This window comes from Roseovarius sp. MMSF_3350 (genome assembly GCF_030733425.1).
GTDB lineage: Bacteria > Pseudomonadota > Alphaproteobacteria > Rhodobacterales > Rhodobacteraceae > Roseovarius.
This window is the reverse complement of record NZ_JASHIZ010000001.1, coordinates 148,129-169,795: the sequence shown is the minus strand read 5'-3', so window position 1 is coordinate 169,795 and position 21,667 is coordinate 148,129. Positions and strand designations below refer to the sequence as shown.

The 21,667-nt window shown below is 62.5% G+C and carries 17 protein-coding genes; 6 read left to right on the top strand and 11 right to left on the bottom strand.

The window, feature by feature from the left end:
* Positions 1–21 precede the first annotated feature (21 nt).
* From purH to RBB31_RS00810, 5 genes are all read left to right on the top strand, one after another.
* Complete coding sequence (gene purH / locus RBB31_RS00830) at positions 22–1,611, top strand: bifunctional phosphoribosylaminoimidazolecarboxamide formyltransferase/IMP cyclohydrolase (RefSeq protein ID WP_306127363.1); 1,590 nt, start codon at positions 22–24, stop codon at positions 1,609–1,611.
* Positions 1,612–1,665: 54 nt separating this feature from the next.
* On the top strand, positions 1,666–2,130 hold the full coding sequence (lspA, locus tag RBB31_RS00825) for a signal peptidase II (RefSeq protein ID WP_306127362.1): 465 nt from the start codon (positions 1,666–1,668) through the stop codon (positions 2,128–2,130).
* Positions 2,131–2,180: 50 nt separating this feature from the next.
* Positions 2,181–2,711, top strand: a complete 531-nt coding sequence (locus RBB31_RS00820; RefSeq protein WP_306127361.1) for a DUF3035 domain-containing protein — start codon at positions 2,181–2,183, stop codon at positions 2,709–2,711.
* A gap of 98 nt (positions 2,712–2,809) precedes the next feature.
* Positions 2,810–4,144 carry a pitrilysin family protein gene (locus RBB31_RS00815; RefSeq protein WP_306127360.1) on the top strand — a complete coding sequence of 445 codons (1,335 nt, stop codon included), beginning with the start codon at positions 2,810–2,812 and terminating at the stop codon, positions 4,142–4,144.
* Positions 4,141–5,463, top strand: coding sequence for a pitrilysin family protein (locus RBB31_RS00810; protein WP_306127359.1), 1,323 nt, complete (start codon positions 4,141–4,143; stop codon positions 5,461–5,463). The genes RBB31_RS00815 and RBB31_RS00810 overlap by 4 nt, the downstream gene beginning before the upstream one ends.
* Positions 5,464–5,604: 141 nt before the next feature.
* On the opposite strand, the gene RBB31_RS00805 is transcribed toward RBB31_RS00810, so the two are convergent.
* The 5 genes from RBB31_RS00805 to RBB31_RS00785 form a co-directional block, all read right to left on the bottom strand.
* Complete coding sequence (locus RBB31_RS00805) at positions 5,605–7,560, bottom strand: TonB-dependent receptor domain-containing protein (RefSeq protein WP_306127358.1); 1,956 nt, start codon at positions 7,558–7,560, stop codon at positions 5,605–5,607.
* A 164-nt stretch (positions 7,561–7,724) separates the two neighbouring features.
* Positions 7,725–8,477 (bottom strand): ABC transporter ATP-binding protein, encoded by a 753-nt coding sequence (locus RBB31_RS00800; protein ID WP_306127357.1) that lies wholly within the window; start codon positions 8,475–8,477, stop codon positions 7,725–7,727.
* Complete coding sequence (locus RBB31_RS00795; protein WP_306127356.1) at positions 8,474–9,418, bottom strand: iron chelate uptake ABC transporter family permease subunit; 945 nt, start codon at positions 9,416–9,418, stop codon at positions 8,474–8,476. The genes RBB31_RS00800 and RBB31_RS00795 overlap by 4 nt, the downstream gene beginning before the upstream one ends.
* A complete protein-coding gene (locus RBB31_RS00790) occupies positions 9,408–10,361 on the bottom strand; it encodes an ABC transporter permease (RefSeq protein ID WP_306127355.1) in 954 nt (317 codons plus the stop codon). The genes RBB31_RS00795 and RBB31_RS00790 overlap by 11 nt, the downstream gene beginning before the upstream one ends.
* A 3-nt stretch (positions 10,362–10,364) precedes the next feature.
* Positions 10,365–11,252, bottom strand: a complete 888-nt coding sequence (locus tag RBB31_RS00785; RefSeq protein ID WP_306127354.1) for a siderophore ABC transporter substrate-binding protein — start codon at positions 11,250–11,252, stop codon at positions 10,365–10,367.
* 125 nt (positions 11,253–11,377) lie between these two features.
* Between RBB31_RS00785 and RBB31_RS00780 the strand changes: the two genes are divergently transcribed.
* Positions 11,378–11,665: a DUF2218 domain-containing protein gene (locus tag RBB31_RS00780; RefSeq protein ID WP_306127353.1), complete on the top strand. Its 288-nt coding sequence runs from the start codon at positions 11,378–11,380 to the stop codon at positions 11,663–11,665.
* 612 nt (positions 11,666–12,277) lie between these two features.
* Here the strand turns inward: RBB31_RS00780 and RBB31_RS00775 are convergent.
* From RBB31_RS00775 to rpsT, 6 genes are all read right to left on the bottom strand, one after another.
* The gene (locus tag RBB31_RS00775; protein WP_306127352.1) at positions 12,278–14,227 is read right to left on the bottom strand and encodes a TonB-dependent receptor domain-containing protein; all 1,950 of its coding nucleotides are present in this window, start codon (positions 14,225–14,227) and stop codon (positions 12,278–12,280) included.
* Between the two features lie 344 nt (positions 14,228–14,571).
* Positions 14,572–16,989, bottom strand: coding sequence for a DNA topoisomerase (ATP-hydrolyzing) subunit B (gene gyrB, locus RBB31_RS00770; RefSeq protein WP_306127351.1), 2,418 nt, complete (start codon positions 16,987–16,989; stop codon positions 14,572–14,574).
* Between the two features lie 153 nt (positions 16,990–17,142).
* A complete protein-coding gene (recF, locus tag RBB31_RS00765) occupies positions 17,143–18,246 on the bottom strand; it encodes a DNA replication/repair protein RecF (protein ID WP_306127350.1) in 1,104 nt (367 codons plus the stop codon).
* 53 nt (positions 18,247–18,299) lie between these two features.
* A complete protein-coding gene (gene dnaN / locus RBB31_RS00760; protein WP_306127349.1) occupies positions 18,300–19,418 on the bottom strand; it encodes a DNA polymerase III subunit beta in 1,119 nt (372 codons plus the stop codon).
* A gap of 89 nt (positions 19,419–19,507) precedes the next feature.
* Positions 19,508–20,884, bottom strand: a complete 1,377-nt coding sequence (gene dnaA / locus RBB31_RS00755) for a chromosomal replication initiator protein DnaA (protein WP_306127348.1) — start codon at positions 20,882–20,884, stop codon at positions 19,508–19,510.
* A gap of 488 nt (positions 20,885–21,372) precedes the next feature.
* Positions 21,373–21,636: a 30S ribosomal protein S20 gene (gene rpsT, locus RBB31_RS00750; protein ID WP_306127347.1), complete on the bottom strand. Its 264-nt coding sequence runs from the start codon at positions 21,634–21,636 to the stop codon at positions 21,373–21,375.
* Positions 21,637–21,667: the final 31 nt, after the last annotated feature.

The window sequence follows — 21,667 nt, the reverse complement described above, 5'->3', positions numbered from 1 at the left end:
GCCACAAGGAAGACTTGCTTAATGACCGATCTCGCCCCCGTGCGCCGCGCCCTTCTTTCCGTATCCGACAAGACCGGACTGGTCGATCTGGGGCGTGCCCTGGCTGAACGCGGCATCGAGCTTCTGTCGACCGGCGGAAGCGCCAAAGCGTTGCGCGACGCGGGTCTCGACGTGCGCGATGTTGCAGAAGTGACCGGTTTTCCCGAGATGATGGACGGCCGGGTGAAGACGCTGCACCCGATGGTGCATGGTGGCCTTCTGGCACTGCGCGACAATGACGAGCACCTTTCATCAATGACGGAACACGGGATCGCCCCGATCGACCTGTTGGTCGTCAACCTCTACCCGTTCGAGGAAACCGTCGCCAAGGACGCGGATTACGCCACCTGCATCGAGAATATTGACATTGGCGGTCCCGCCATGATCCGCGCGGCGGCCAAGAACCACGCCTTCGTCAACGTTGTAGTGGATGTCCGGGATTACGAGGCGCTAATGGCCGAGCTCAATGCCAATGACGGCCAGACGACCTATGCCTTCCGCCAGAAATTGGCACTCAGTGCCTATGCCCGCACAGGCGCCTATGATGCCGCTGTCTCGGGCTGGATGGCCAAGGCACTGAACGAGCCCGCACCGCGCCGCCGCGCTGTGGCCGGAGAGCTTGCCCAGACCCTCCGCTATGGCGAAAACCCGCACCAGAGCGCTGCATTCTACACCGATGGCTCCGTCCGCCCCGGTGTGGCCACCGCTCGGCAGGTGCAAGGCAAGGAACTCAGCTACAACAATATCAACGACACCGATGCAGCGTTCGAGCTAGTCAGCGAATTTGCGGCATCGGACGGCCCGGCTTGTGCGATCATCAAGCATGCCAATCCCTGCGGCGTGGCCCGCGCCGGTACGTTGAAAGAGGCCTACATGCGCGCCTTCGACTGTGACCGTACCTCCGCCTTTGGCGGCATCATTGCCCTGAACCAGCCGCTTGACGGGCCCACAGCGGAAGAGATCGCTGGCATCTTCACCGAGGTCGTGATCGCTCCAGGGGCAGACGACGACGCAATGAGTGTGTTTGCCAATAAAAAGAACCTGCGCCTGCTCACCACCGATGGCATTGCCGACCCGGCAGAGGCCGCGCTGATGCTCAAGCAGGTTTCGGGCGGTTATCTGGTGCAGGACAAGGACAGCGGACAGATATCGGCAGGCGATCTGAAGGTCGTGACCAAACGCGTCCCGACCGATCGGGAGATGACCGATATGCTTTTCGCTTGGAAAGTGGCCAAACACGTGAAGTCCAACGCCATCGTCTACGTCAAGGACGGCGCGACCGTGGGCGTCGGCGCCGGCCAGATGAGCCGTGTCGACAGTTGCCGCATCGCCGCCCGCAAGGCCGAGGATATGGCCGCCGAACTGGGACTGTCCGCACCGTTGACCCAGGGCAGCGTGGTTGCCTCCGACGCGTTCTTCCCCTTTCCCGACGGCTTGCTGACCGCGGCCGAGGCAGGGGCCACCGCGGTCATACAGCCAGGCGGCTCAATGCGCGACGATGAGGTCATTGCCGCCGCTGACGAGGCCGGCCTGGCGATGGTCTTGACCGGTATGCGCCATTTCCGGCACTAAGGATCTAATTAAAATACGGTTGGCGGGTACAAGCTGACCCTGAAGGAGAGCAGCATGCGCACCTTAGTCTGGGTAGCCAGTTTCATCTTCGTGATCGATCAGATCACGAAATACTGGGTGGTTCAGGTGCTCGACCTCAAGACCGTCCGCTCGATAGAGGTCTTGCCGCCTTACCTCAATCTCGAGATGGCCTGGAACACGGGGATCAACTTTGGCGCGTTCGCCGGAGCCAGCCCCTGGATATGGATCACCGTGGCACTTGTGATTGTTGCCGCCGTGCTGTGGTGGGTCTGGTCTGACCCGCATGGCCGATGGCAACAGATATCGGCTGGTCTCCTGGTGGGAGGCGCCCTGGGCAATGTCATCGACCGCCTGATCTATGGCGCCGTTGCTGATTTCCTCAACATGTCATGTTGCGGTTTCACCAATCCGACCTCTTTTAACGTTGCAGATATCGCCGTTTTCATAGGCGCCTTCGGCATGGTAATCTTCAGCGCGGACAGCAAAAAGGCGGCGTGACGTTCCAGGCCGAATGCGATATGGCTGACGGAACGAAGCAGGAGTGAATAATGAAACTTCCGGCGATTTTGGTCTTGACCCTCGCGATGGCGGTCACCGCCTGCGGTGGACGCGACAGGGACATCACGCTTTCGCGGATCAAGAACACGGGCAATGGACCCGAGGAGTTCAACATCGTCCCCGGAAAACCCCTTCAGGCGCCCGACAGCTATTCGACCCTGCCCGCCCCCACGCCCGGCGGGACCAATATCACCGATCCGACCCCCCGAGGTGATGGCGTGGCCGCGCTTGGCGGCAATCCCGCCGCGCTTGCCAATACCGGGATCGGCCAAGCCGATGGCGGGCTTGTCAACTATGCCAACCGCTTTGGGGTGGTGCCGGGCATTCGTCAGACCCTTGCCCGCGAGGATGTCGAGATCCGCCGCCAGCGTGGCCGTGTCAACATCCTGAACATCGGCAGAAACGACGACTACAACCTTGCGTACAGACGCCAGTGGTTGGATTCGAACGCCGAGGCGACCCGACTGCGCCGGATCGGGGTTCCGACGCCCTCGTACCCGCCGGACGCTGGACGCCGCTGACGCCTCTCGCGCGCTCACAACAAAGTCAGAACAGTTGAATCGCCTTTGGCGCAGCGTATCTTCAGTGCAACGTCATGCTGACTGCAGGGGAGAAATTTATGCGCAATTGGCTATCCGGCCTATGCCTACTGATTATTGGTGCGACCACAGCCGTGGCTGATGACATGGTTACCAGCTTCACGCTTAAGAACGGCATGGAAGTCGTCGTGATCGAAGACCACCGCGCTCCGGTGGTTGTGCACATGGTGTGGTACCGCGCCGGCTCCGCCGACGAGAAACCCGGCGTTTCGGGCGTGGCGCATTTTCTTGAACATCTACTGTTCAAAGGTACGGAAAACATGGCCCCGGGAGAGTTTTCTTCCACCGTGGCCCGCAACGGAGGCTCGGACAATGCGTTCACGAGCTATGACTATACAGCGTATCTTCAGCGCGTCGCCGCGGATCGCCTTGAACTGATGATGAAGATGGAGAGCGATCGCATGGTCAACCTCCAGCTCGACGAAGAGGATATCTTGACCGAACGCGATGTCATCATCGAAGAGCGCAACCAACGCATCGAGAACAATCCTTCTGCCCTTTTCCGCGAGCAGCAGGGCGCGGCACAGTATCTCAACCACCGGTACGGCGTCCCTATCATCGGCTGGCAGCACGAGATGGTCGATCTGTCACTTGCCGACGCGCTGGACTACTACGAGACCTACTACGCCCCCAACAACGCCATCCTGGTCGTTGCGGGTGACGTAACGCCAGACGAAGTTCGTACCCTGGCCGAAAAATACTATGAACCGATCCCGGCCAACCCGAACCTGCCGGAACGCAGTCGGCCGCAGGAACCTCGTCAGTTGGCCGAACGCCGCGTTTATTACGAGGATCCCCGCGTCGCGCAACCGTACCTGCAACGTTCATACCTGGCGCCGGAGCGGGATTCCGGGGACCAGGAGACTGCCGCGGCGCTGACGATACTGGCCGACATTCTTGGAGATGGCACGACCTCGATCCTGAATGAAAAGTTGCAGTTTGATACACGCACCGCTGTATATACAGGCGCGTTCTACGGCGGCACGTCACTCGACGATACCACCTTCAACCTTACTGTCGTCCCCGCTCCCGGCATAACGCTCGAACAGGCAGAAACCGCGATGGACGAAGTGATCGCAACCTTTCTTGACGAGGGCTTCGAGCCGAAACGCCTCGAGCGTATCAAGACTCAAATCCGTGCTTCGCAAATCTACGCGCGTGACGATGTCGGCTCGATCGCCAATCGCTACGGCAGGGGACTGACCCAGGGCCTTACGGTAGAAGATATCCAAGCTTGGCCCGATATCCTGGAAGGCGTCACTTCAGAGGACGTCATGAACGCCGCACGGGACCTTTTTTCGCAGGATAACAACTCCGTCACCGGCTACATCACCGCCAAGGAGGTGACCCAATGAAACGCCTGACCGCTTTAATCCTGTCCGCCATCTTTTTGCTGGCCGCGCTCCCGGCCCACGCCGAAGTCGAGATCGAGGAAATTACCACGCCAGGAGGTATCAACGCCTGGCTGGTCGAGGATCACTCGATTCCATTCGTCGCCCTCGAGTTGCGCTTTCGCGGCGGGACGTCCCTGGATGCTCCGGGCAAGCGCGGCGCCGTCAACCTGATGACAGCGCTTCTCGAAGAAGGCGCCGGCGACCTGGACGCACGGGCGTTTTCCCGTGAGACCGATAGGTTGGCCGCGACATTCTCCTACGATGCCGGTCCGGATTCGCTGGGCGTTTCAGCCCGCTTCCTGACCGAGAACCGGGAAGCTTCGATGGACCTTCTGAAAGATACGCTCGTCGATCCGCGTTTCGACGAAGAAGCGATCGAGCGTGTGCGCGCGCAGGTAATTTCCATTATCCAATCGGACGCAAAGGATCCGCAGGAAATTGCCGGCGCGAGCTTTTCCTCTCTGCTCTATGGTGATCACCCCTACGGTAGCGACGAAAACGGCACGGTGGAAACGGTTAGCGCCTTGACCCGCGAGGACATTCTTGCGGCACATGAGAACACCATCGCGCGGGATCGGCTCTACGTGAGCGCCGCCGGCGACATCACAGCCGAAGAGCTGTCTTCGTTGCTGGACGAGCTCTTGTCTGATCTGCCTGAAACCGGCGCTCCTCTCCCCGAGGATGCCGCACTGAATCTGCCCGGGGGGGTTAAGGTTGTCGATTACGACACGCCGCAATCCGTTGCTTTGTTCGCGCAACCCGGTCTGGAGCGCGAAGATCCGGACTTCTTCGCGGCCTTCGTCCTGAACCATATCCTTGGCGGTGGCGGTTTCGAAAGCCGTCTCATGACGGAAGTCCGTGAAAAACGCGGCCTGACCTACGGTGTCTATTCCTATCTCGCGGACCGGGACGACGCCCAGGTCTGGATGGGCAGCGTGGCCTCCGCCAATGACCGCGTCGCAGAGGCGGTCGACGTCATTGCAGCTGAATGGAAGCGGATTAGCGAAAACGGTGTCACCCAGGAAGAACTGGACGATGCCAAAACATATCTTACCGGCGCCTACCCGCTGCGTTTTGACGGCAACGGGACGATCGCCAACATTGCCGTAGGCATGCAAATGGACGGATTGGGCACCGAGTACATCGCCAACCGCAACGATAAGGTGAATGCTGTCACCCTTGAAGACATCAATCGCGTTGCCCGAGAACGGCTTCTTCCCGACAAGCTGACGTTTGTCGTGACAGGACAACCCGAAGGTCTGACAGGCACGATCAACTGAACCTTCGTTTAACAGCATGGGCGGATGCAGCCATAAGCTGCGCGACCCTTATCGGCCGTGAAGGGGAGGACGTTCTCTCGCTAAGCCTCATGCGAAGGCCGCCGCCAGTAGCGGCGGCCTTCTCATGCAAACGAACGCGTCTCAGAACGCGAGGTTTGCCGTCAGGCTGACCGAGCGCCCCGGCTCCGTCAACGCGATCACGTTACCCAGCCCGGCCCCGTCGGACGAGCGACTCGTGTAGGTCTTGTCAAAGATGTTGCGGACGTCCAACCGCATCTGCAGGCGGTCGAAGCTGCTCGGCGTATAGGTCGCGTACAGGTTGGCCACTTCGTAGCCCGACAGCGGTACTGGCGTGTCGCGGTTCTTGAAGGCAATCTCCGCCGTGCCACCAAGCGTCCACTCGTCGGTGAGGTCCACAGCGCCCTCCAGCGCGATTGCCTTGCCGACAGGCCGGCCAAGGTAATACGCTGTCGAGCTGATCGTCGTGCCGTTCAGATCGACATCCGCATCGGTGTAGTTGGCCCTTATGAACCCGTTGACCCACGTGTATTCGACCGATGCCTCCCAACCCTTCGAGGACAGGTCGGCGATGGCACCCCGGTCGCCGCCTGTGGGCAGTACGGCGTTGATGTCGTTCACGTAGGTCTCAAAATAGGCACCGCTAAGCTGCCACGGTCCCCGCTCGTAGCGCAGACCGATCCGGCCCGCATCCGACCGCGACGTGGTGAACCCGGCATAGGTCCACGGCGCGCCGAAATTGATCAGCGCCGCCTCGCCCAACTCGAACCCGCCCCAGCTGTGGGCATAGCCCGCGTTCAGGGTCAGCGCATCGGTGATCTTGAAATCGACCGACCCGTTGGCGCTGAACCCGTCATCCTTGAAGGTCTGGCCATTGGCGGCCTCAAACTCCTGCCAGTCATAGCGTGCGCCATAGGACACCGAGGCGCGTTCGCCGACATCCTGCCGCGCCTGCGCGAAAATCCCGATATTCCAGTGATCCTCCCGGCCCGAACTGCCGAACGGGCCCGGACCACGGCCGAAACCCGAGGCGGACTCGTCGAAGAAATCGACACCCACCGACAGGTCCCCGCCGGCAATGGCAAAGCGGTTCTTGAACGTCCCGCTGAAGCTTTCATTCGTGCCGAAGACACCCGACGCGTCGATCTCCTGTTCGTTGTAGCTCAGCTGGAAGAACGGATCGAACCAGTCCGTGGCACTGTTCTTGGTATAGGTCAGCGTATAGGACGTGCGCTTCGACAACGCCGGCACCAGAACGCTGGGCCGTCCGGTGACGCCTGCAAAGTCGGGCCGGATGAAGATGATGCCGCCCGGTCCCACCTGTCCGGCTCGCAGGCCGGTGTCCTCGGTCTGGGACGCCGCGAATTCCAGGCGGTGCCCCGTGGGCGACGTATAGGCGAACTTGCCCAGGTAGCTGGTCAGATCCGCCCCCGAGCCGGGAACGGTCACACCGCTGCCGTCCTCGTAACTGCCACTGTCGGACCGCGTGCCGCTCAGCAGGTATTCAAACCCGCCGCTGCGTCCGAACAGCGTCAGCCCGGCGCGGATCCGGTCCTCGTTCGTACCAAACGTCAGCGTCGTCATGCCGCCGAAATTGTCGCCATCCTCCAAAAGGTCGGCGGCGTCCTTGGTCTCGTAGGCCAGCGAACCGGCCAGCGCATTCGGTCCCGCATCCGCCGGCGCCAGCCCCTTGCTGACCTCGACAGATTTCAGCAACGCAGGGTCGATCAGCACGTTCCCGGTATGGTGAAACGCCGACTTGTTCTGCCGCGCGCCGTCGATGGTGACCGACAGCAGGCTTTCCTCGATGCCGTTGACGAAGACCTTGTTGGCAATCGCCGCCCCGCCGCTGGTGGTGACCGAGGTTTCCCCGTCGAACACGTCTCGGATGGATTGCGGGTTGCGCTGCTCGATCTCTTCTTCCGAGATCTCGTCATTGCCCAGAAGCGCCTGCGCTTCCGGCGAGCCGATGCGGATCGTCCCGAGGAAAGTGGCACCTTCCGCGTCCTGCGCAAAGGCGGCAGGCACGGGCAGGAAAGCGGTCGTGATCAACAGAATGCCGAGGCGAGAGAGGTTCATGACTGTGTCCCATTTCAATCGTGTCGAAGCTGGGTACGTGCGGTCATGCTTCCCTGGCGGTGATCCGGCGACGTTTAAGCCCCTGCGCGCAAAGTGCAAGCACCATCCCGTGCAAAGCACGGGCCGGTCTGGCATTTTTGCATCAATGTCGCCGTGCCGAAGGCTCAGACCCCCACGAAGGTCCGCCCGCCGATCCTGTGCACCGCCGCGTCGGTTGCGAAAATCTCGTGCATCAGCCTGCCGTCCACCAGGGTGGTCGCATCGCCCTGCGGGCCGATCCGCCCCCCTTTCATGGTCACGATATGATCCGCATAGGCACAGGCATAGTTTATGTCATGCAGCACGATCACCACGGTGCGCCCGTGCTCTCGCGCCAGCCTCTGCAGCAGCGCCATCAGCGACCGCGACGCCGCGATATCCAGATTGTTCAGGGGCTCGTCCAGCAGCATGTAATCCGTGTCCTGCGCAAAGATCATGGCCAGCAGCGCCCGCTGCCTCTGCCCGCCCGACACCGTGTCCAGCGTCCGCTGCGCCAGCGGGTCCAGGTCGAACAGGGCCAGCGCCTCGGCGATCTTTTCACGGTCGTGCTTGCCCGGCCGCCCCAGGTGGTGCGGGTAGCGCCCGAACGCCACCAGCTCTTCGATGGTCAGCCGCGGCGCAATTTCGGAACTTTGCGGCAGAATCGCCAGCCGCCGCGCCAGCGTGTTCGACGCGCAGACGCCCACCTCCAGCTCGTCCACCATGATCCGCCCCGTGCGATGCCGCGCCAGCCGCGCGATAAGAGACAGTAGCGTGCTCTTGCCCGCCCCGTTCGGACCAATGAGTGCGGTCACCTTACCCTTGGGTATCTCCAGCTCAATATCGTGCAGCACCGTGCTGCCGCCCAATTCGTGGCTCACGCCCGTCACGGAAATCATCGTCTCAATCCTCTCATCACCAGCACCAGGAACAGCGCGCCGCCCGCAAGGTCGATCACCACGGTCAGCGGCGTCACCAGACCGAACACGCGCTCCAGCACGGCCTGCCCCCCGACCAGGGTCGTGCCCGAAATCAGCGCGGCCGAGACCAGCAGCACCGCGTGCCGCCCTGTAGGCGTCACCACGTGGGCGATACTGACCACCAGCAGGCCCAGGAACGCCGTCGGCCCGACCAGCGCTGTCGCGACCGACACCAGTACGCCGATCAGGAACAACACCTGCAACGTGCCGCGCCGCACGTCCTCGCCCAGGTTTATCGCCGCCTGGCGCCCCAGCGACAGCACGTCCAGCCGGTGCCGCATGACCCATGCGCCGACCAGCGCCGCGCCGATGGTCGCCGCCGCGATGGCCAGCAGGCCGGTCTCGATCTGGTGGAACCGGGCATAGGACGACACCTGCACCACGCTGAACTCGTTGGGGTCCAGCATCCGCACCAGCAGCGTGCGCAGCGACCGGAACAGCACGGTCAGCACCAGCCCGGTCAGGATCATCCGCATCAGGTCGGGCCGCTCCTGTAGCAGCAGCGTTCCGAACAGCAGCAGCGACGCGCCGGTCATCAGCACCAGCGACACGACGAACTGAACCCACGACGTGACGACAAGGTAATCGGTCATCCCGAACACGAAGACGCCCATCGCCACGATCAGCACGAAAAGCTCGTCGAAGCCCATGATCGACGGCGTCAGGATGCGGTTCTGCGTGATCGTCTGAAACAGCACGGTCGAGGTCGACAGCGCCACCGCCACAAGGCACAGCGCCGCCAGTTTCGCACCGCGAAACTCCAGCACGAAGCCCCAGTTGCCCCGCGCGCCGACCGTCATGTAGGCCACCGCCGACGCCACGAACAGCACCGCAAGAACGATCAGCCGCCTACGGTGCATGGCGCGCCGGACGGTACAGCAGCCAGATGAAAACGGCCGCGCCCACGACCCCCAGCACCGTGGCCGAGGGCATTTCGAACGGATAGCGCAGCACGCGGGCCACGATATCCGCCACCAGCACCAGCCCCGCGCCCATCATCGCGATCACCGGCAGCGTGCGGCGCAGGTTGTCGCCCATCATGCGCGACACGATGTTGGGCACGATCAGCCCGACGAAGGGGATGATCCCCACACTCACCACGGTCAGCGCGCTGACCAGCGACACGGCCAGAAGCCCGAACAGCATCACCTGCCGGTAGTTGAGTCCAAGGTTGATGCTGGCCGCATGCCCCAACCCCAGGATCGAAAACTGGTCGGCGGCCACGAAACACAGAACCGCCGCGATGGCGGCCAGCCACAAGGTCTCGTACCGGCCGCGCAACACGCCCGAGAACTCTCCGGTCACCCAGACGCCAATCATCTGCAACAGGTCGTTCTGGTAGGCCACGAAGGTCACAGCCGCCCCGATCACGCCGCCATAGACCAGCCCCACGAGGGCCACCATGTAGGGCTGCGTCGGCGGCAGCCGCCGGGCGATGAGCAGGAAGCCGGCGGTCGAGGCGAACGCCGTCGCCGACGCCATCGCGATCTTCGCAAACAGCGATGCCGCCGGCGCGAAAAGCGTGACCAGCAGGATGCCCAACGCGGCACCCTCGCCGCTGCCCACCGTCATCGGCTCGACGAAACGGTTGCGCACCAGCATCTGCAGGACCGTCCCCGCCACCGCCAGCGACGCCCCGGTGATCAGCACCGCGAACAGGCGCGGCGCCCGGCTCACCGCGATCAGTTGCAGCGCTGCGGGGTCCTGCAACAGCGCAGCCGGTCGAAGGTCGATCACGCCTATAAAGAGCGACACGACCGACAGCGCCAGCAGCGCCACCACCCCGAGGACAATCTTGCGCACCGCTCAGTTTCCGGAAAACGCGGCGAGCAACTGGTCCATTGTGGCATTGAGGGCCTGCACGCCGCCCGCCGCGATGTAGATCGGCGCGCTATCGAGGGTGATGACCTGGCCGTTGCGCCAGGCCTTCGTCTCGCGCACCAGCACGTTGTCCAGCGTCGATGTCGCCGTCTCTACGTCGCCGATCGCGGCGCTGCGGTCGATCACCAGGATCACATCGGGATCGACCTGCCGGATGAATTCGAAACTGATCGCCTCGCCGTGGTCCGAGCCCTTCACCTCTTCGGCGGCCACCTCCAGCCCGAAGGCCGTGTGCAGCCAGCCGAACCGCCCAACCGGGCCGTAGGCCGACACCTTCGGCCCGTTCGTCATCACGATCAGCGTCCGGCCCGCGCCCGCGGCGGCCTTTCTCACCTCGGCCTGCTTGCGGGTCAACTTGTCGGCCAATGCCGCCGCCTCATCCTGCCTGCCGAAAATAGCACCGTAGGCCTCCAGCCGCTTCAGCCCCGTCGCCAGCGTCTCGACATGGATCGTCATGTCGATCGTCGGCGCGATCTTGGCAAGGTCCGGCACCTTGTCATGGCTGCGCCCCCCGGCAATGATCAGGTCCGGGTGCAACGCGTAAAGCGCCTCCATATCCGGCTCGAACAGGGTGCCTATCCGCGCCGCGCCCTCCGCCACATCCTCCAGGTAGTCCAGGTAGACGTTGGAAATCGTACCATCGACCTCGACACCCAGCGCCTCCAGCGTATCGAGCGCGGCCATGTCGTATACGGCGACGGTTTCCGGGGTCTGCGCGACGGTAACCGGGCCACGGTACGTCTCGACGGTGACGTCCTGCGCGGCCACGGGCCCTGCCGCAAGGCAAAGCGCAAAAGCGAATATTCGGAGCATGTCTTCCCTCTGTCTTGAAAAACCTGCATGGCTGGGAAGTCTGGCTTTGCAGGCGCTGTTGCGCTGTGCTTAACCGCGGGGAAAAGAAGAGTCTACGCCCAACATATCACGAAAAGGAGGCGGCCATGCCCACCCTCATCGGACGCATTGAAACCGAGCACGGCGCGAAGTATCTCACCCAGCTTTGCAAACATTTCGCCCACAAGATCGACGCCACCTGGGAGGGCAACCACGGCCGGGCCGATTTCGTCTTTGGCCCCGCGATCATGGAGGCCGATCCGCAGGGGCTCACCATCCGCTTCGAAGTGGACAAGGATGAAAACATGCCGGCGGCCAAGGGCGTCATCGACAGCCACCTCGTGACCTTTGCCCACCGCGAAAAGATCGAAGGCATGGAGTGGACCGCGGCCTGACCTGGTGATGCGCCGCGCCCCCATCGGCTGTCTGCTCAGCGGACCTTGCTGCAATTCACGACGGAGGCAATTGTCAGACCCTGGGGCGGCGATCCGACGGCAATCATGAAGCACTTTATGCCTGCCAAATACGTCCTCGAAGTGATCGGTGCGCCCAGCCTCAGCCAAATCGCCAGCCCAAGGGAGGGGCTGACGATGGCTGGGCCGCTGCGCGGCTGTTAACCGGCTGGGGGATTCATACCAGTGTCTCTTAATAGCTCGATTCTGGCATTCGTTGCGGGTGGCACGAATGGCGGCTGTGCGGAACGAAGCGGACGTTATTCACCGACGGTAAGGAGACGCGCATCGACGGGCCGTGGTGCGGCGAACCGACGATAGTGATGGGCAATTTATGCCTGGCAGGCACATCCAACCTGAGTGCGTGGCACGTCACCTGCCAAATCGCCGTGCCGGGGGGCGGCCCGGCGATGCGCGGCGGGCTTCGCCCTTGTTCCGCGCGAGCGCTTTGTGACTAAGGCAAATATGGGCTCCAACCAGACCCTCGCCCATGGGTGACCGCGCCCCTTACGGTCGCGATAATCTCCACGCCGGCCCACACGGGCAGAACCACGCTCAGAACCGCAGCGTTGCCCGCAGGTTGAAGGACCGGCCCGGCTCCCGCAGCGGCGTCACCGTCGCGAATTCCTGACCATAAGTCGCCCGCTCGGTGTAGGTCTCGTCGAAGATGTTGTCGATTTCCGCCCGTAAGGTCAGGTTCTCCATCCGGCGCGGCGTATACTCGGCAAAGGCATTGACCACCTCGAACCCGTCGATCTCGCCCCCCGGCGCGCCCGCCGCCGACTTGTCGAACACGATCTGCGCATCCGCGCCCAGCGTCAGGCCCAGCCGATCCCAGGTGTTGGCCACCTCGAAGACAAGATTGTCACCCAAGGGCGTGGTCAGGTACCGCCCGGTATAGCTGTCGGCGGGTCCGCCGTTGATCTTGGTGTCGATATCGGCATAGGCGATGCGGGCGAACCCGCTCGACCACGTGTAGGCCGCGCCGATCTCATACCCCTCGGTGTCGAGATCCGAAACCTGCCCTGGCCCGCCATTGAAAAGACCCGTGGTCGGGTCCAGCAGGGTGCGCGCGTTGTCGATATCGGTCTTGAACAGCTTGGCGTTGAAGTCCCAGTTGCCCACCCGGTAGTTCGCCCCCAGGTAATAATTCTCGGAAGTTACCGGCTCGATCGACGCGGGGTATGCCCAGGCCGGATCGAACAGGAAGCTTTCCGCCAGCGCGATACCGCCCCACACGCGCGAGGCCCCGGCGCTGACCGTGATCGCATCGGTGACATCGAAATCCCCGGCGATATTCGCCGACAGCCCGTCATTGTCATAGGTCGTGCCGTCGACGCCCTCGAACTCCTGGAAATCATAGCGCGCGCCCGTGGACAGACGGAACCGCTCCGTCAGGTCCAGCTCGGCCTGTACGAAAAGGCCGATATTCGTGGCCTTCTCCTCGGCAAAGAACACGGCCGTGCCTTCGCCGTTGATATCCGCCACGTCGCTGTAGAAATCGAGGCCCGCATTCACGGTGCCTTTCGCCACCTGGAACTCGTTCTGGATCTTGCCGGTGAAACTCGTGGTCTCGCCCGAATAGGCGTCGGTCGCACCCGGCATCGGCCCGGTATAAAGATCGGTCGAGTTATAGGCGATCTGCACCGAAGGGTTCCACATCGCGGTGGTATTCCCGAACGCGTAGGACAGCACCAGGTTCTGCCGCTCGAGCCTGTAGGTCCGGGTGTCCAGCACGCCGCGCAAGCCTGCGAAATCCGCCCGCAAGGGACGCAGCGCATCGTCGCGCACAATCTCGTATCCCAGTTCAAGCCGCCCGCCATTTTCGGCATTGAACGCCACCTTGGCCAGGCCACTGGTCAGTCCTGTACCCGACCCGGTGATATCCATGCCGGAGCCGTCCTCGCGGATGCCCCCATCCGCATACTTGCCGAAGGCCAGGTATTCGAACCGCCCCGACACGCCAAAGAGCGCCAGGCTGTTGGTAAAGACATCGCCGTTGCTCTGGTATTCGGTGATGAACCGCCCGCCGAACGTGCGCCCTTCCTCCAGCAGGTCGCCCACGTCCTTGGTCTCGAACGCGATTGCGCCGGCCATCGCCCCCGGCCCCGCATCCGCCGGCGCCACGCCGGGATCGACCCGCACCGCCTTCAGCAATTCGGGGTCGATATAGGTCGTGGCGCTGTGGTGAAAGATCCGGTTGTTCTGCCGCGCGCCATCGATGGTGACGTTCAGGTTGTTCTCCTCGACGCCATTCACGTAGATCTTCTGCGAGATCGGCAGCGAGCTTCCCACCGACACCGACGACTCGGACTTGAAGACTTCCTGCAGGTCCTTCGGCGTCGTGCGCGTCAGGTCCTCATTGTCGATCCCGATGGAAGTTGTGGCGTCAGACCCGATATAGATCGTGCCCAGAACGAACGGTTCGGGCGCTTGCGCGAACGCGCTCCCGGTGCCGATGATGAAAATAGCCGACGCATACGGCGTGACAGTGCGCATATCCATTCCCCAGTAGATTTGATCTTTTTCTGGGTAGCGGATGATTGGCTGCCTGATCCTTTGCCTTTCACGTGGCGGCCCGAATTGCAAGACCTTCTGGTTTCGCGACGATGCAGGCGAGAGCCTGTCGGGTGTCTCCCGTCTCGGCACGATGGTGACGACGCGGTGAAACTGCTGAACGACCATGCCAGCCACGACTTTCTGAGCGACCGCGACAGGGAGGACGAGTGCACGCTGGCCACCTTCTGACCAGCTCGAGTTTGCCGACCTAATCGTTCTGACAAGGTCACCCATGCCGGACCCGAGCGCACCGATGCCGTGTACAAGACCATACGCGGAATGAACGGTTATCAGAAATCCAGGTTTTCGACGCTCAATGCGTTCTGCTGAATGAACTCTCGACGCGGCTCTACCACGTCGCCCATCAGCTTCGTGAAAAGATCGTCCGCTTCGGCCACGTCGTCGACTTTCACCTGCAAGAGCGTTCGCGCCTCCGGATCCAGCGTCGTTTCCCACAGTTGATCTGGGTTCATCTCGCCCAAGCCCTTGTAGCGTTGCAAGGCGAGGCCCTTTTCACCTTCCTTCAGGATCGCATCGAGCAGGTTGAGCGGGCCATAGATCGCCTGTGACCGCTCCTTGCGGTGCAGGGTCGCAGGCTCGTTGTAGATCTCGCGCAGCCCTTCGGTAAGTTGCCCCAAACGCTTTGCTTCGCCACCACGCAAAATCGGACCGTCAAGCGTGCGCACTTCTTCGACACCGCGCAGGATACGCGTCAGTCGAATACCGTGATCCTGGGTTTGCCGCCCCTGCCACCCCCGCTCGTACTCGAGCGCAATGAGGTCCAGACGCCTTGCCACACTGTCGGCGACCGATTGGACATCGGCGTCCACGCGGCCCGGTTCGAACGCCTCGGCGATTGCCGCCTGTTCCAAGATATGCCGGGGATAATGCGTTGGAAACGCGTCTAGGATACGCGTTGCCTGCCGCGCCTCCTCGACCACGCGCACAAGATCCTGCCCGGTGATATCCTCGCCCGAACCAAGCCGAAGGACCGCATCCTCGGTTCCCTGCGCAATCAGGTAATCTTCGAGCGCCGGTGTATCCTTGAGATACACCTCGGATTTGCCTCGGCTTACCTTGAACAGCGGCGGCTGTGCGATGTAGAGGTACCCTCCCTCGATCAGCTCCGGCATCTGCCGGTAGAAAAATGTCAGCAGCAGCGTACGGATATGCGCGCCGTCCACGTCGGCATCGGTCATGATGACGATCTTGTGGTAGCGCAGCTTCGAGATGTTGAACTCATCGCGCCCGATTCCCGTGCCGAGCGCCATGACCAGGTTCCCGATCTCCTGGCTTGACAGCATCCGGTCGAACCGTGCGCGCTCCACGTTCAGGATCTTGCCGCGCAGGGGCAGAACCGCCTGGGTTGATCTGTCCCGCCCGGTCTGGGCCGAGCCGCCGGCGCTGTCACCCTCGACAAGAAACAGCTCGGTCTTCGACGGATCCTTTTCAGAGCAATCCTTCAACTTGCCGGCGAGATAGTTGACGTCGAGCGCTGTCTTGCGCCGGGTCAACTCCCGCGCCTTTCGCGCCGCCTCGCGCGCCATCGCCGCTTCCATGATCTTGCCGACGATCATCTTGGCCTCGTTCGGATTCTCCTCGAACCATTCCGACAGCTTTTCGTTGACCAGGCTTTCCACTGCCGGGCGCACCTCGGAACTCACCAACTTGTCCTTGGTCTGACTGGAAAATTTCGGATCGGGCACCTTGACCGACAGCACGCAGGTCAACCCTTCGCGCGCATCGTCGCCGGTGAAGGTGATCTTTTCCTTCTTCGCGATCCCACTTTCGGCAGCGTATTTCTGCAAAACGCGCGTCAGCGCCCCGCGGAACCCGGCAAGGTGCGTGCCGCCGTCGCGCTGCGGGATGTTGTTGGTGAAAGGCAGAACCGTCTCGTGATAGCTGTCGTTCCACCACATCGCCACCTCGACACCGATATCGTCCCGTTCGCCGGTGACGAAAATCGGATCGGTCATCAGGGGGGACTTGCTGCGATCAAGATAACGCACGAACTCCTGCACGCCGCCATCGTAATGAAGTTCCGTCTGCAGCGGTTCGGCGGGGCGCTCGTCGCGCAGGATGATGCGCACACCGGAGTTCAGGAAAGCCAGTTCGCGCAGGCGCTTTTCAAGTGTTTCAAAGCTGTATTCGAGGTTCGAGAACGTGTCGAGGGAGGCCAGGAAGCGCACCTCGGTTCCGCGTTTGCCGTCCGCGTCGCCGACCACTTCGAGATGCTTGGCCGTCTCGCCCCGCTCGAAGCGGGCGATGTGCTCCTTGCCGCTGCGCCAGACACGCAGTTCCAGCCAGTCGGACAGCGCGTTCACCACCGACACGCCAACGCCGTGCAACCCGCCGGAAACCTTGTAGGAATTGCTGTCGAACTTCCCCCCTGCGTGCAGCTGGGTCATGATGACCTCGGCGGCGGATACGCCTTCTTCCTCGTGCATTTCCACCGGGATACCGCGGCCATTATCGCTGACCGAGATTGAACTATCTCCGTGAATACAAACGCTTACGTGGTCCGCATGGCCAGCCAGAGCCTCGTCGATGCCGTTGTCGACGACCTCGTAGACCATGTGGTGCAGACCAGAGCCGTCATCGGTGTCACCGATATACATGCCTGGGCGCTTGCGAACTGCCTCTAAGCCTTTAAGAACCTTGATGGAATCGGCGCCATATTCTTCGGGGGACGCAGCGGGCTCTGCCATGCAGATTATCCTTCGTTCATTTTCGTATTTTATACGATTTCCGGCGGGGAATGTCACGCAATAGGCACAAGATTTTGTGGTTCACGATCAGGAACTTAATATCGGTATCACGTCGGTATCCGGGTGGTATCGCGTCGGTGTGATTTTCCGGTTTCAGCGAGGGGTGACGATCGAGCTCATTTCATCCTCGGTCACCTCGAACAGCTGCGCCCGTTCGCCCAGTTCCGTGAACAGCTCCGGCCCCGTTCCCGTCATCCAGGCCTGGGCGCCCAAGGCACAGATCTCGGCGTAGAGCGCCGCGCGGCGGGCGGCATCCAGATGGGCCGCGACCTCGTCCAGAAGCAGGATCGGCGGCGCGCCGAAATCCTGAGCCAGTGCCCGCGCGTTGGCGAGGATCAGCGACACCAGCAGCGCCTTCTGTTCACCCGTCGAGCACTCCGCCGCCGGAACCCCCTTGGCGGCATATACGCCGTAGAGATCGGCCCGATGCGGGCCAACCAGCGTGCGACCGGCCGCGATGTCACGAAAGCGGCTTTCGGACAGGGCATCGCGGAAATCGGACCGGGTGCCGGGCATCTCGCCTTCGGTCATGGTCAGTTCCAGTTCGGCCACAGGAAACGCCGTCTCGGCCAGCGCCTGCGCCGTTGCCAGTTGCTCCAGCGCCGTCACCCTGTTCGTGTGGATCGCCGTCCCCGCCTCGGCCATCTGCCGCTCCAGCGCCACGTACCAGTGCCCGTCCCGCACCTGGTCCTTCAGCAGGCGGTTGCGCTCTCGCATGGCCTTCTCATAGGCCAGCGTCGCCTCGGCATGGGAGGGCACGAAACTGAGCGTCATGCGGTCGAGAAAGCGCCGCCGCCCCTCGGCCCCTTCGATCCACAGCCGGTCCATGGACGGGATGAGCCACAGCACCCTTGCAACCCGGCCCAGCGCCACCTGCGACGCGGCCTTGCCGTCGATCCGCAACTGACGCGCGCTGCCGCCCTCGGACCAGGTCTCGATCTCGTGGACCTGGTGCATCGATCGCAGAACGCCGGTCAGTTTCCACCCGATCGCATCGGGCCGCCGCGCCATGTCCTGAGCCGCCGCGCGACGCAAGCCGCGCCCGGGCGAGAACAGCGAGACGGCTTCGAGGATGTTGGTCTTGCCCGCCCCGTTCGGCCCGAAAAGCGCCAGGGGCCGTCCGTCCGCCTCGATCCGCACGCCCTTGTGCGAGCGGAAATGCGACAGCGTGAGCGATGACAGATACAATCCGGGCATTCACGCCCTTTTCCTCTGGCCAAAAATATCCCCGCCTGAGGCTCCGACAGTCGTCACACGCGCATCGGCATGACGACATAGACCGCCGAGGTGTCATTGCCTTCGCGCATCAACGTCGGATCGCCCGAGGAATTGAACATGAAAACGGCGTTCTCGCGGTCGACCTGGCTGGCGATTTCCAGCAGGTACTTGGCGTTGAAGCCGATTTCCAGCCGCTCGTCGCCATAGGCCACGGCCAGTTCTTCCTCGGCCGCACCACTGTCGGGGGCGTTGACCGACAGGATCAGACGGTCCTCGTCCAGCGCCAGTTTCACGGCGCGCGAGCGTTCGGAACTGACGGTGGCCACACGGTCGACGGCCTGGGCGAACTCGCTGGCGTCGACCTCCATCTTGCGGGTGTTGCCTTGGGGAATGACGCGCGTGTAATCGGGGAACGTGCCGTCGATCACCTTGGAAGTGAGCGTGATGTTGGGCGTGGCAAAGCGCACCTTGGTTTCGCTGACCGACACGGCGATGGCCATGTCGTCGTCATCCAGCAGCTTGCGCAGCTCGCCCACGGTCTTGCGCGGGACGATCACGCCGGGCATGTCCTCGGCATCCTCGGGCAGGTCGGCGTCGATCCGGGCCAGGCGGTGGCCGTCGGTCGCCACGCAGCGCAGCACCTTGCCGCCCTCGGCGTCCGAGACGTGCATGTAGACGCCGTTAAGGTAATAGCGCGTCTCTTCGGTCGAGATCGCGAATTTCGACTTGTCGAACAGCCGGCGCAGCACCGGCGCCTTGGCAGAAAAATTGCAGGAATATTCCGACGACGCCATGATTGGAAAGTCTTCCTTGGGCAGGGTCGCCAGTGAAAAGTTCGAGCGCCCCGCTTCGACCGTCAGGCGGCCCGAGGCACCATCGTCGGTCAATGTCACCAGCGCCCCGTCGGGCAGCTTGCGCACGATCTCGTGCAGGGTCACGGCAGAGACGGTCGTGGCGCCCGCGCGCTCGACCTGGGCGGGGGCCTTGTCGACGACCTCGATATCGAGGTCGGTGGCGCGGAAATGCACCGCGTCTCCCTCGGCCTCGATCAGCACGTTGGCAAGGATCGGAATCGTGTTGCGCCGTTCGACAACGGACTGCGCCTGCGAGACCGCCTTTAGCAGCGTTCCGCGTTCGATGCTGAGTTTCATGCCCTCGCTCCCTGCGTGCGTGCCTCTGACGGGCACCGGGACCGGCACGTTAGCAAGTTTCGCCTTATGCTCAAGCCTTTTATTGCCCTTCAGCCCTCGAGCGCGCGACGCAGAATCTTGAGGTCTTCGGCAAGCTGTCCGTCCTGCGAGCTGAGCTCCTCGATCCGGCGCACGCCATGCATCACCGTGGTATGATCGCGACCGCCGAACCGCCGGCCGATTTCGGGCAGGGACCGCGACGTCAGTTGCTTGCACAGGAACATCGCGATCTGGCGCGGGCGGGCAAACGTGCGCACCCTTTTGGGCCCGATCATGTCGCTTAAACGGATGTTGTAGTGTTCGGACACTTGGCGCTGGATCTCTTCGATCGACACCTTGCGCTCGGACGCGCGCAGAATGTCAGCCAGGCAGTCCTGGGCCAGTTCCAACGTGATCTGGTGCCCAACGAGCGAGGCAAACGCGTAGAGCCGGGTCAGCGCGCCCTCGAGCACGCGCACATTGGTCGAAATGCGATGCGCGAGGAATTCCAGCACGCCATCAGCCATTTCAAGGCTGGGATACTGTTCGGCAAAGCGGTCGGCCTTGGATTGCAGGATGCCGAGGCGCAGTTCGTAATCGGTGGGATGCAGATCCACCACCAGGCCACATTGCAGGCGCGACTTGATACGCTCTTCGAGGTTGGCGATCTCGCCCGGGGCGCGGTCGGCGGAGATGACGATCTGCTTGTTCTGGTCTACCAGCGCGTTGAAGGTGTGAAAGAACTCCTCCTGCGTGCTGTCCTTGCCTGCGATGAATTGCACGTCGTCGACCATCAGCACATCGACGGAGCGGAAGAGTTCCTTGAAATCCATCATGCGACGGTCGCGCAGGGCCTGGACGAAGCGGTACATGAACTGTTCGGCCGACAGGTACAGCACGTTCAGATCGGGTTGCGCCGCCTGCAGGTCCCAGGCGATGGCGTGCATCAGGTGCGTCTTGCCCAGTCCGACACCGCCGTAGAGGAACAGCGGGTTGAACGTGACCGGGCCGCCTTCGGCCACGCGCTTGGCCGCGGCATGGGCCAGCTCGTTGGGCTTGCCCACGACGAACCGGTCGAATGTGAACCGCTCGTCGAGCGGGGCGGAGGACAGCACGTCTTCCGAAAGGCGCGCAGTCGGCCGCGCCGGGGCGGCGGCGGCGGGGGCCGGTGCAGTGCTTGCGGTGGCGGCGGGTTTTTGCGACGAATTCGCCGCGACCTGGAAATCGATCCGGCGGATCGAGGGGGCAAATCCGTTCACCTTGAACAGGATCAGCTCGCCAAAGTTGCGGGACACGTAGTTGCCCTGGAACGTCGTCGGAACCTTGAAGGTCACGACGTCATCGTCGATCGCGGTCAGTTCGAGCGGTTCGATCCAGTTGGTGAAGTTGTTCTTGCCTACGGTCTTCAGCAGGTCTTGCTTGATTTGGCCCCATTGATCTTTGGTCATTTTTATCCCGTTCCGCGGTCTTGTTGTTTCGCCCCGGCACGCCCTCGACTGGCGCACCCACAAGTATGCGTTCCCGGTTCGGTCAAGAATCGACAAGCCACACCCCTTCGCCCGATAGATGTACCGGGCGGGAAGCCTGCTGGCCATTGTCAGGACGCCCCCATGCGCTGGCCCTGTGTCGTCCCCACAATCGTAAGGCAAGCCGCATGGATCGCGCCAATTCCGTTGGACAATATGCCCTCCGACACCAGTCGGATGCACCGGGACGATCAGAGCAGTAGATCGTCTGTTCCGGTTCGGGCGCCTGTCCCCCCAAGCGTGAATCGCTCGGATAAACTAGCAATTGAGTCCGCGCGGCGGCAACTGTTCTTAGCGCTTGACACATTCTTTACCGTGAAAAAATCGCGCGGACCCGAGTCGTTCATAGCCATAAAAAAAAGGTGCCGGACGATTCGGCACCTTTTCCTTCAATAGCTTAGGTTGGCGGATCAGCCCAGCGATTTGACCCGCGAAGACAGTCGCGACATTTTCCGGGAAGCGGTGTTTTTATGAAACACTCCCTTGGAAACGCCGCGCATCAGTTCGGGCTGCGCGGCACGGAGTGCATTTTGTGCGGCTTCCTTGTCACCGGACGCGATGGCTTCCTCGACTTTGCGCAGGAAGGTGCGAATCCGCGAGCGGCGCGCTTTGTTGACATCGAGGCGGCGGGCGTTCTGGCGCGCGCGCTTCTTGGACTGGAGAGTATTGGCCATGCTGTGAACCTTTTCGGGTCTGTCGTTACGT

Excerpts from the sequence above, each read along its gene's own strand:
- RBB31_RS00795 (WP_306127356.1), bottom strand. The coding sequence starts at position 9,418 with ATGCACCGTAGGCGGCTGATCGTTCTTGCGGTGCTGTTCGTGGCGTCG.
- RBB31_RS00815 (WP_306127360.1), top strand. The coding sequence starts at position 2,810 with ATGCGCAATTGGCTATCCGGCCTATGCCTACTGATTATTGGTGCGACC.
- RBB31_RS00810 (WP_306127359.1), top strand. The coding sequence starts at position 4,141 with ATGAAACGCCTGACCGCTTTAATCCTGTCCGCCATCTTTTTGCTGGCC.
- RBB31_RS00780 (WP_306127353.1), top strand. The coding sequence starts at position 11,378 with ATGCCCACCCTCATCGGACGCATTGAAACCGAGCACGGCGCGAAGTAT.
- recF (WP_306127350.1), bottom strand. The coding sequence starts at position 18,246 with ATGCCCGGATTGTATCTGTCATCGCTCACGCTGTCGCATTTCCGCTCG.
- RBB31_RS00805 (WP_306127358.1), bottom strand. The coding sequence starts at position 7,560 with ATGAACCTCTCTCGCCTCGGCATTCTGTTGATCACGACCGCTTTCCTG.
- lspA (WP_306127362.1), top strand. The coding sequence starts at position 1,666 with ATGCGCACCTTAGTCTGGGTAGCCAGTTTCATCTTCGTGATCGATCAG.
- rpsT (WP_306127347.1), bottom strand. The coding sequence starts at position 21,636 with ATGGCCAATACTCTCCAGTCCAAGAAGCGCGCGCGCCAGAACGCCCGC.
- dnaN (WP_306127349.1), bottom strand. The coding sequence starts at position 19,418 with ATGAAACTCAGCATCGAACGCGGAACGCTGCTAAAGGCGGTCTCGCAG.
- RBB31_RS00820 (WP_306127361.1), top strand. The coding sequence starts at position 2,181 with ATGAAACTTCCGGCGATTTTGGTCTTGACCCTCGCGATGGCGGTCACC.
- gyrB (WP_306127351.1), bottom strand. The coding sequence starts at position 16,989 with ATGGCAGAGCCCGCTGCGTCCCCCGAAGAATATGGCGCCGATTCCATC.
- dnaA (WP_306127348.1), bottom strand. The coding sequence starts at position 20,884 with ATGACCAAAGATCAATGGGGCCAAATCAAGCAAGACCTGCTGAAGACC.
- purH (WP_306127363.1), top strand. The coding sequence starts at position 22 with ATGACCGATCTCGCCCCCGTGCGCCGCGCCCTTCTTTCCGTATCCGAC.
- RBB31_RS00775 (WP_306127352.1), bottom strand. The coding sequence starts at position 14,227 with ATGGATATGCGCACTGTCACGCCGTATGCGTCGGCTATTTTCATCATC.
- RBB31_RS00785 (WP_306127354.1), bottom strand. The coding sequence starts at position 11,252 with ATGCTCCGAATATTCGCTTTTGCGCTTTGCCTTGCGGCAGGGCCCGTG.
- RBB31_RS00800 (WP_306127357.1), bottom strand. The coding sequence starts at position 8,477 with ATGATTTCCGTGACGGGCGTGAGCCACGAATTGGGCGGCAGCACGGTG.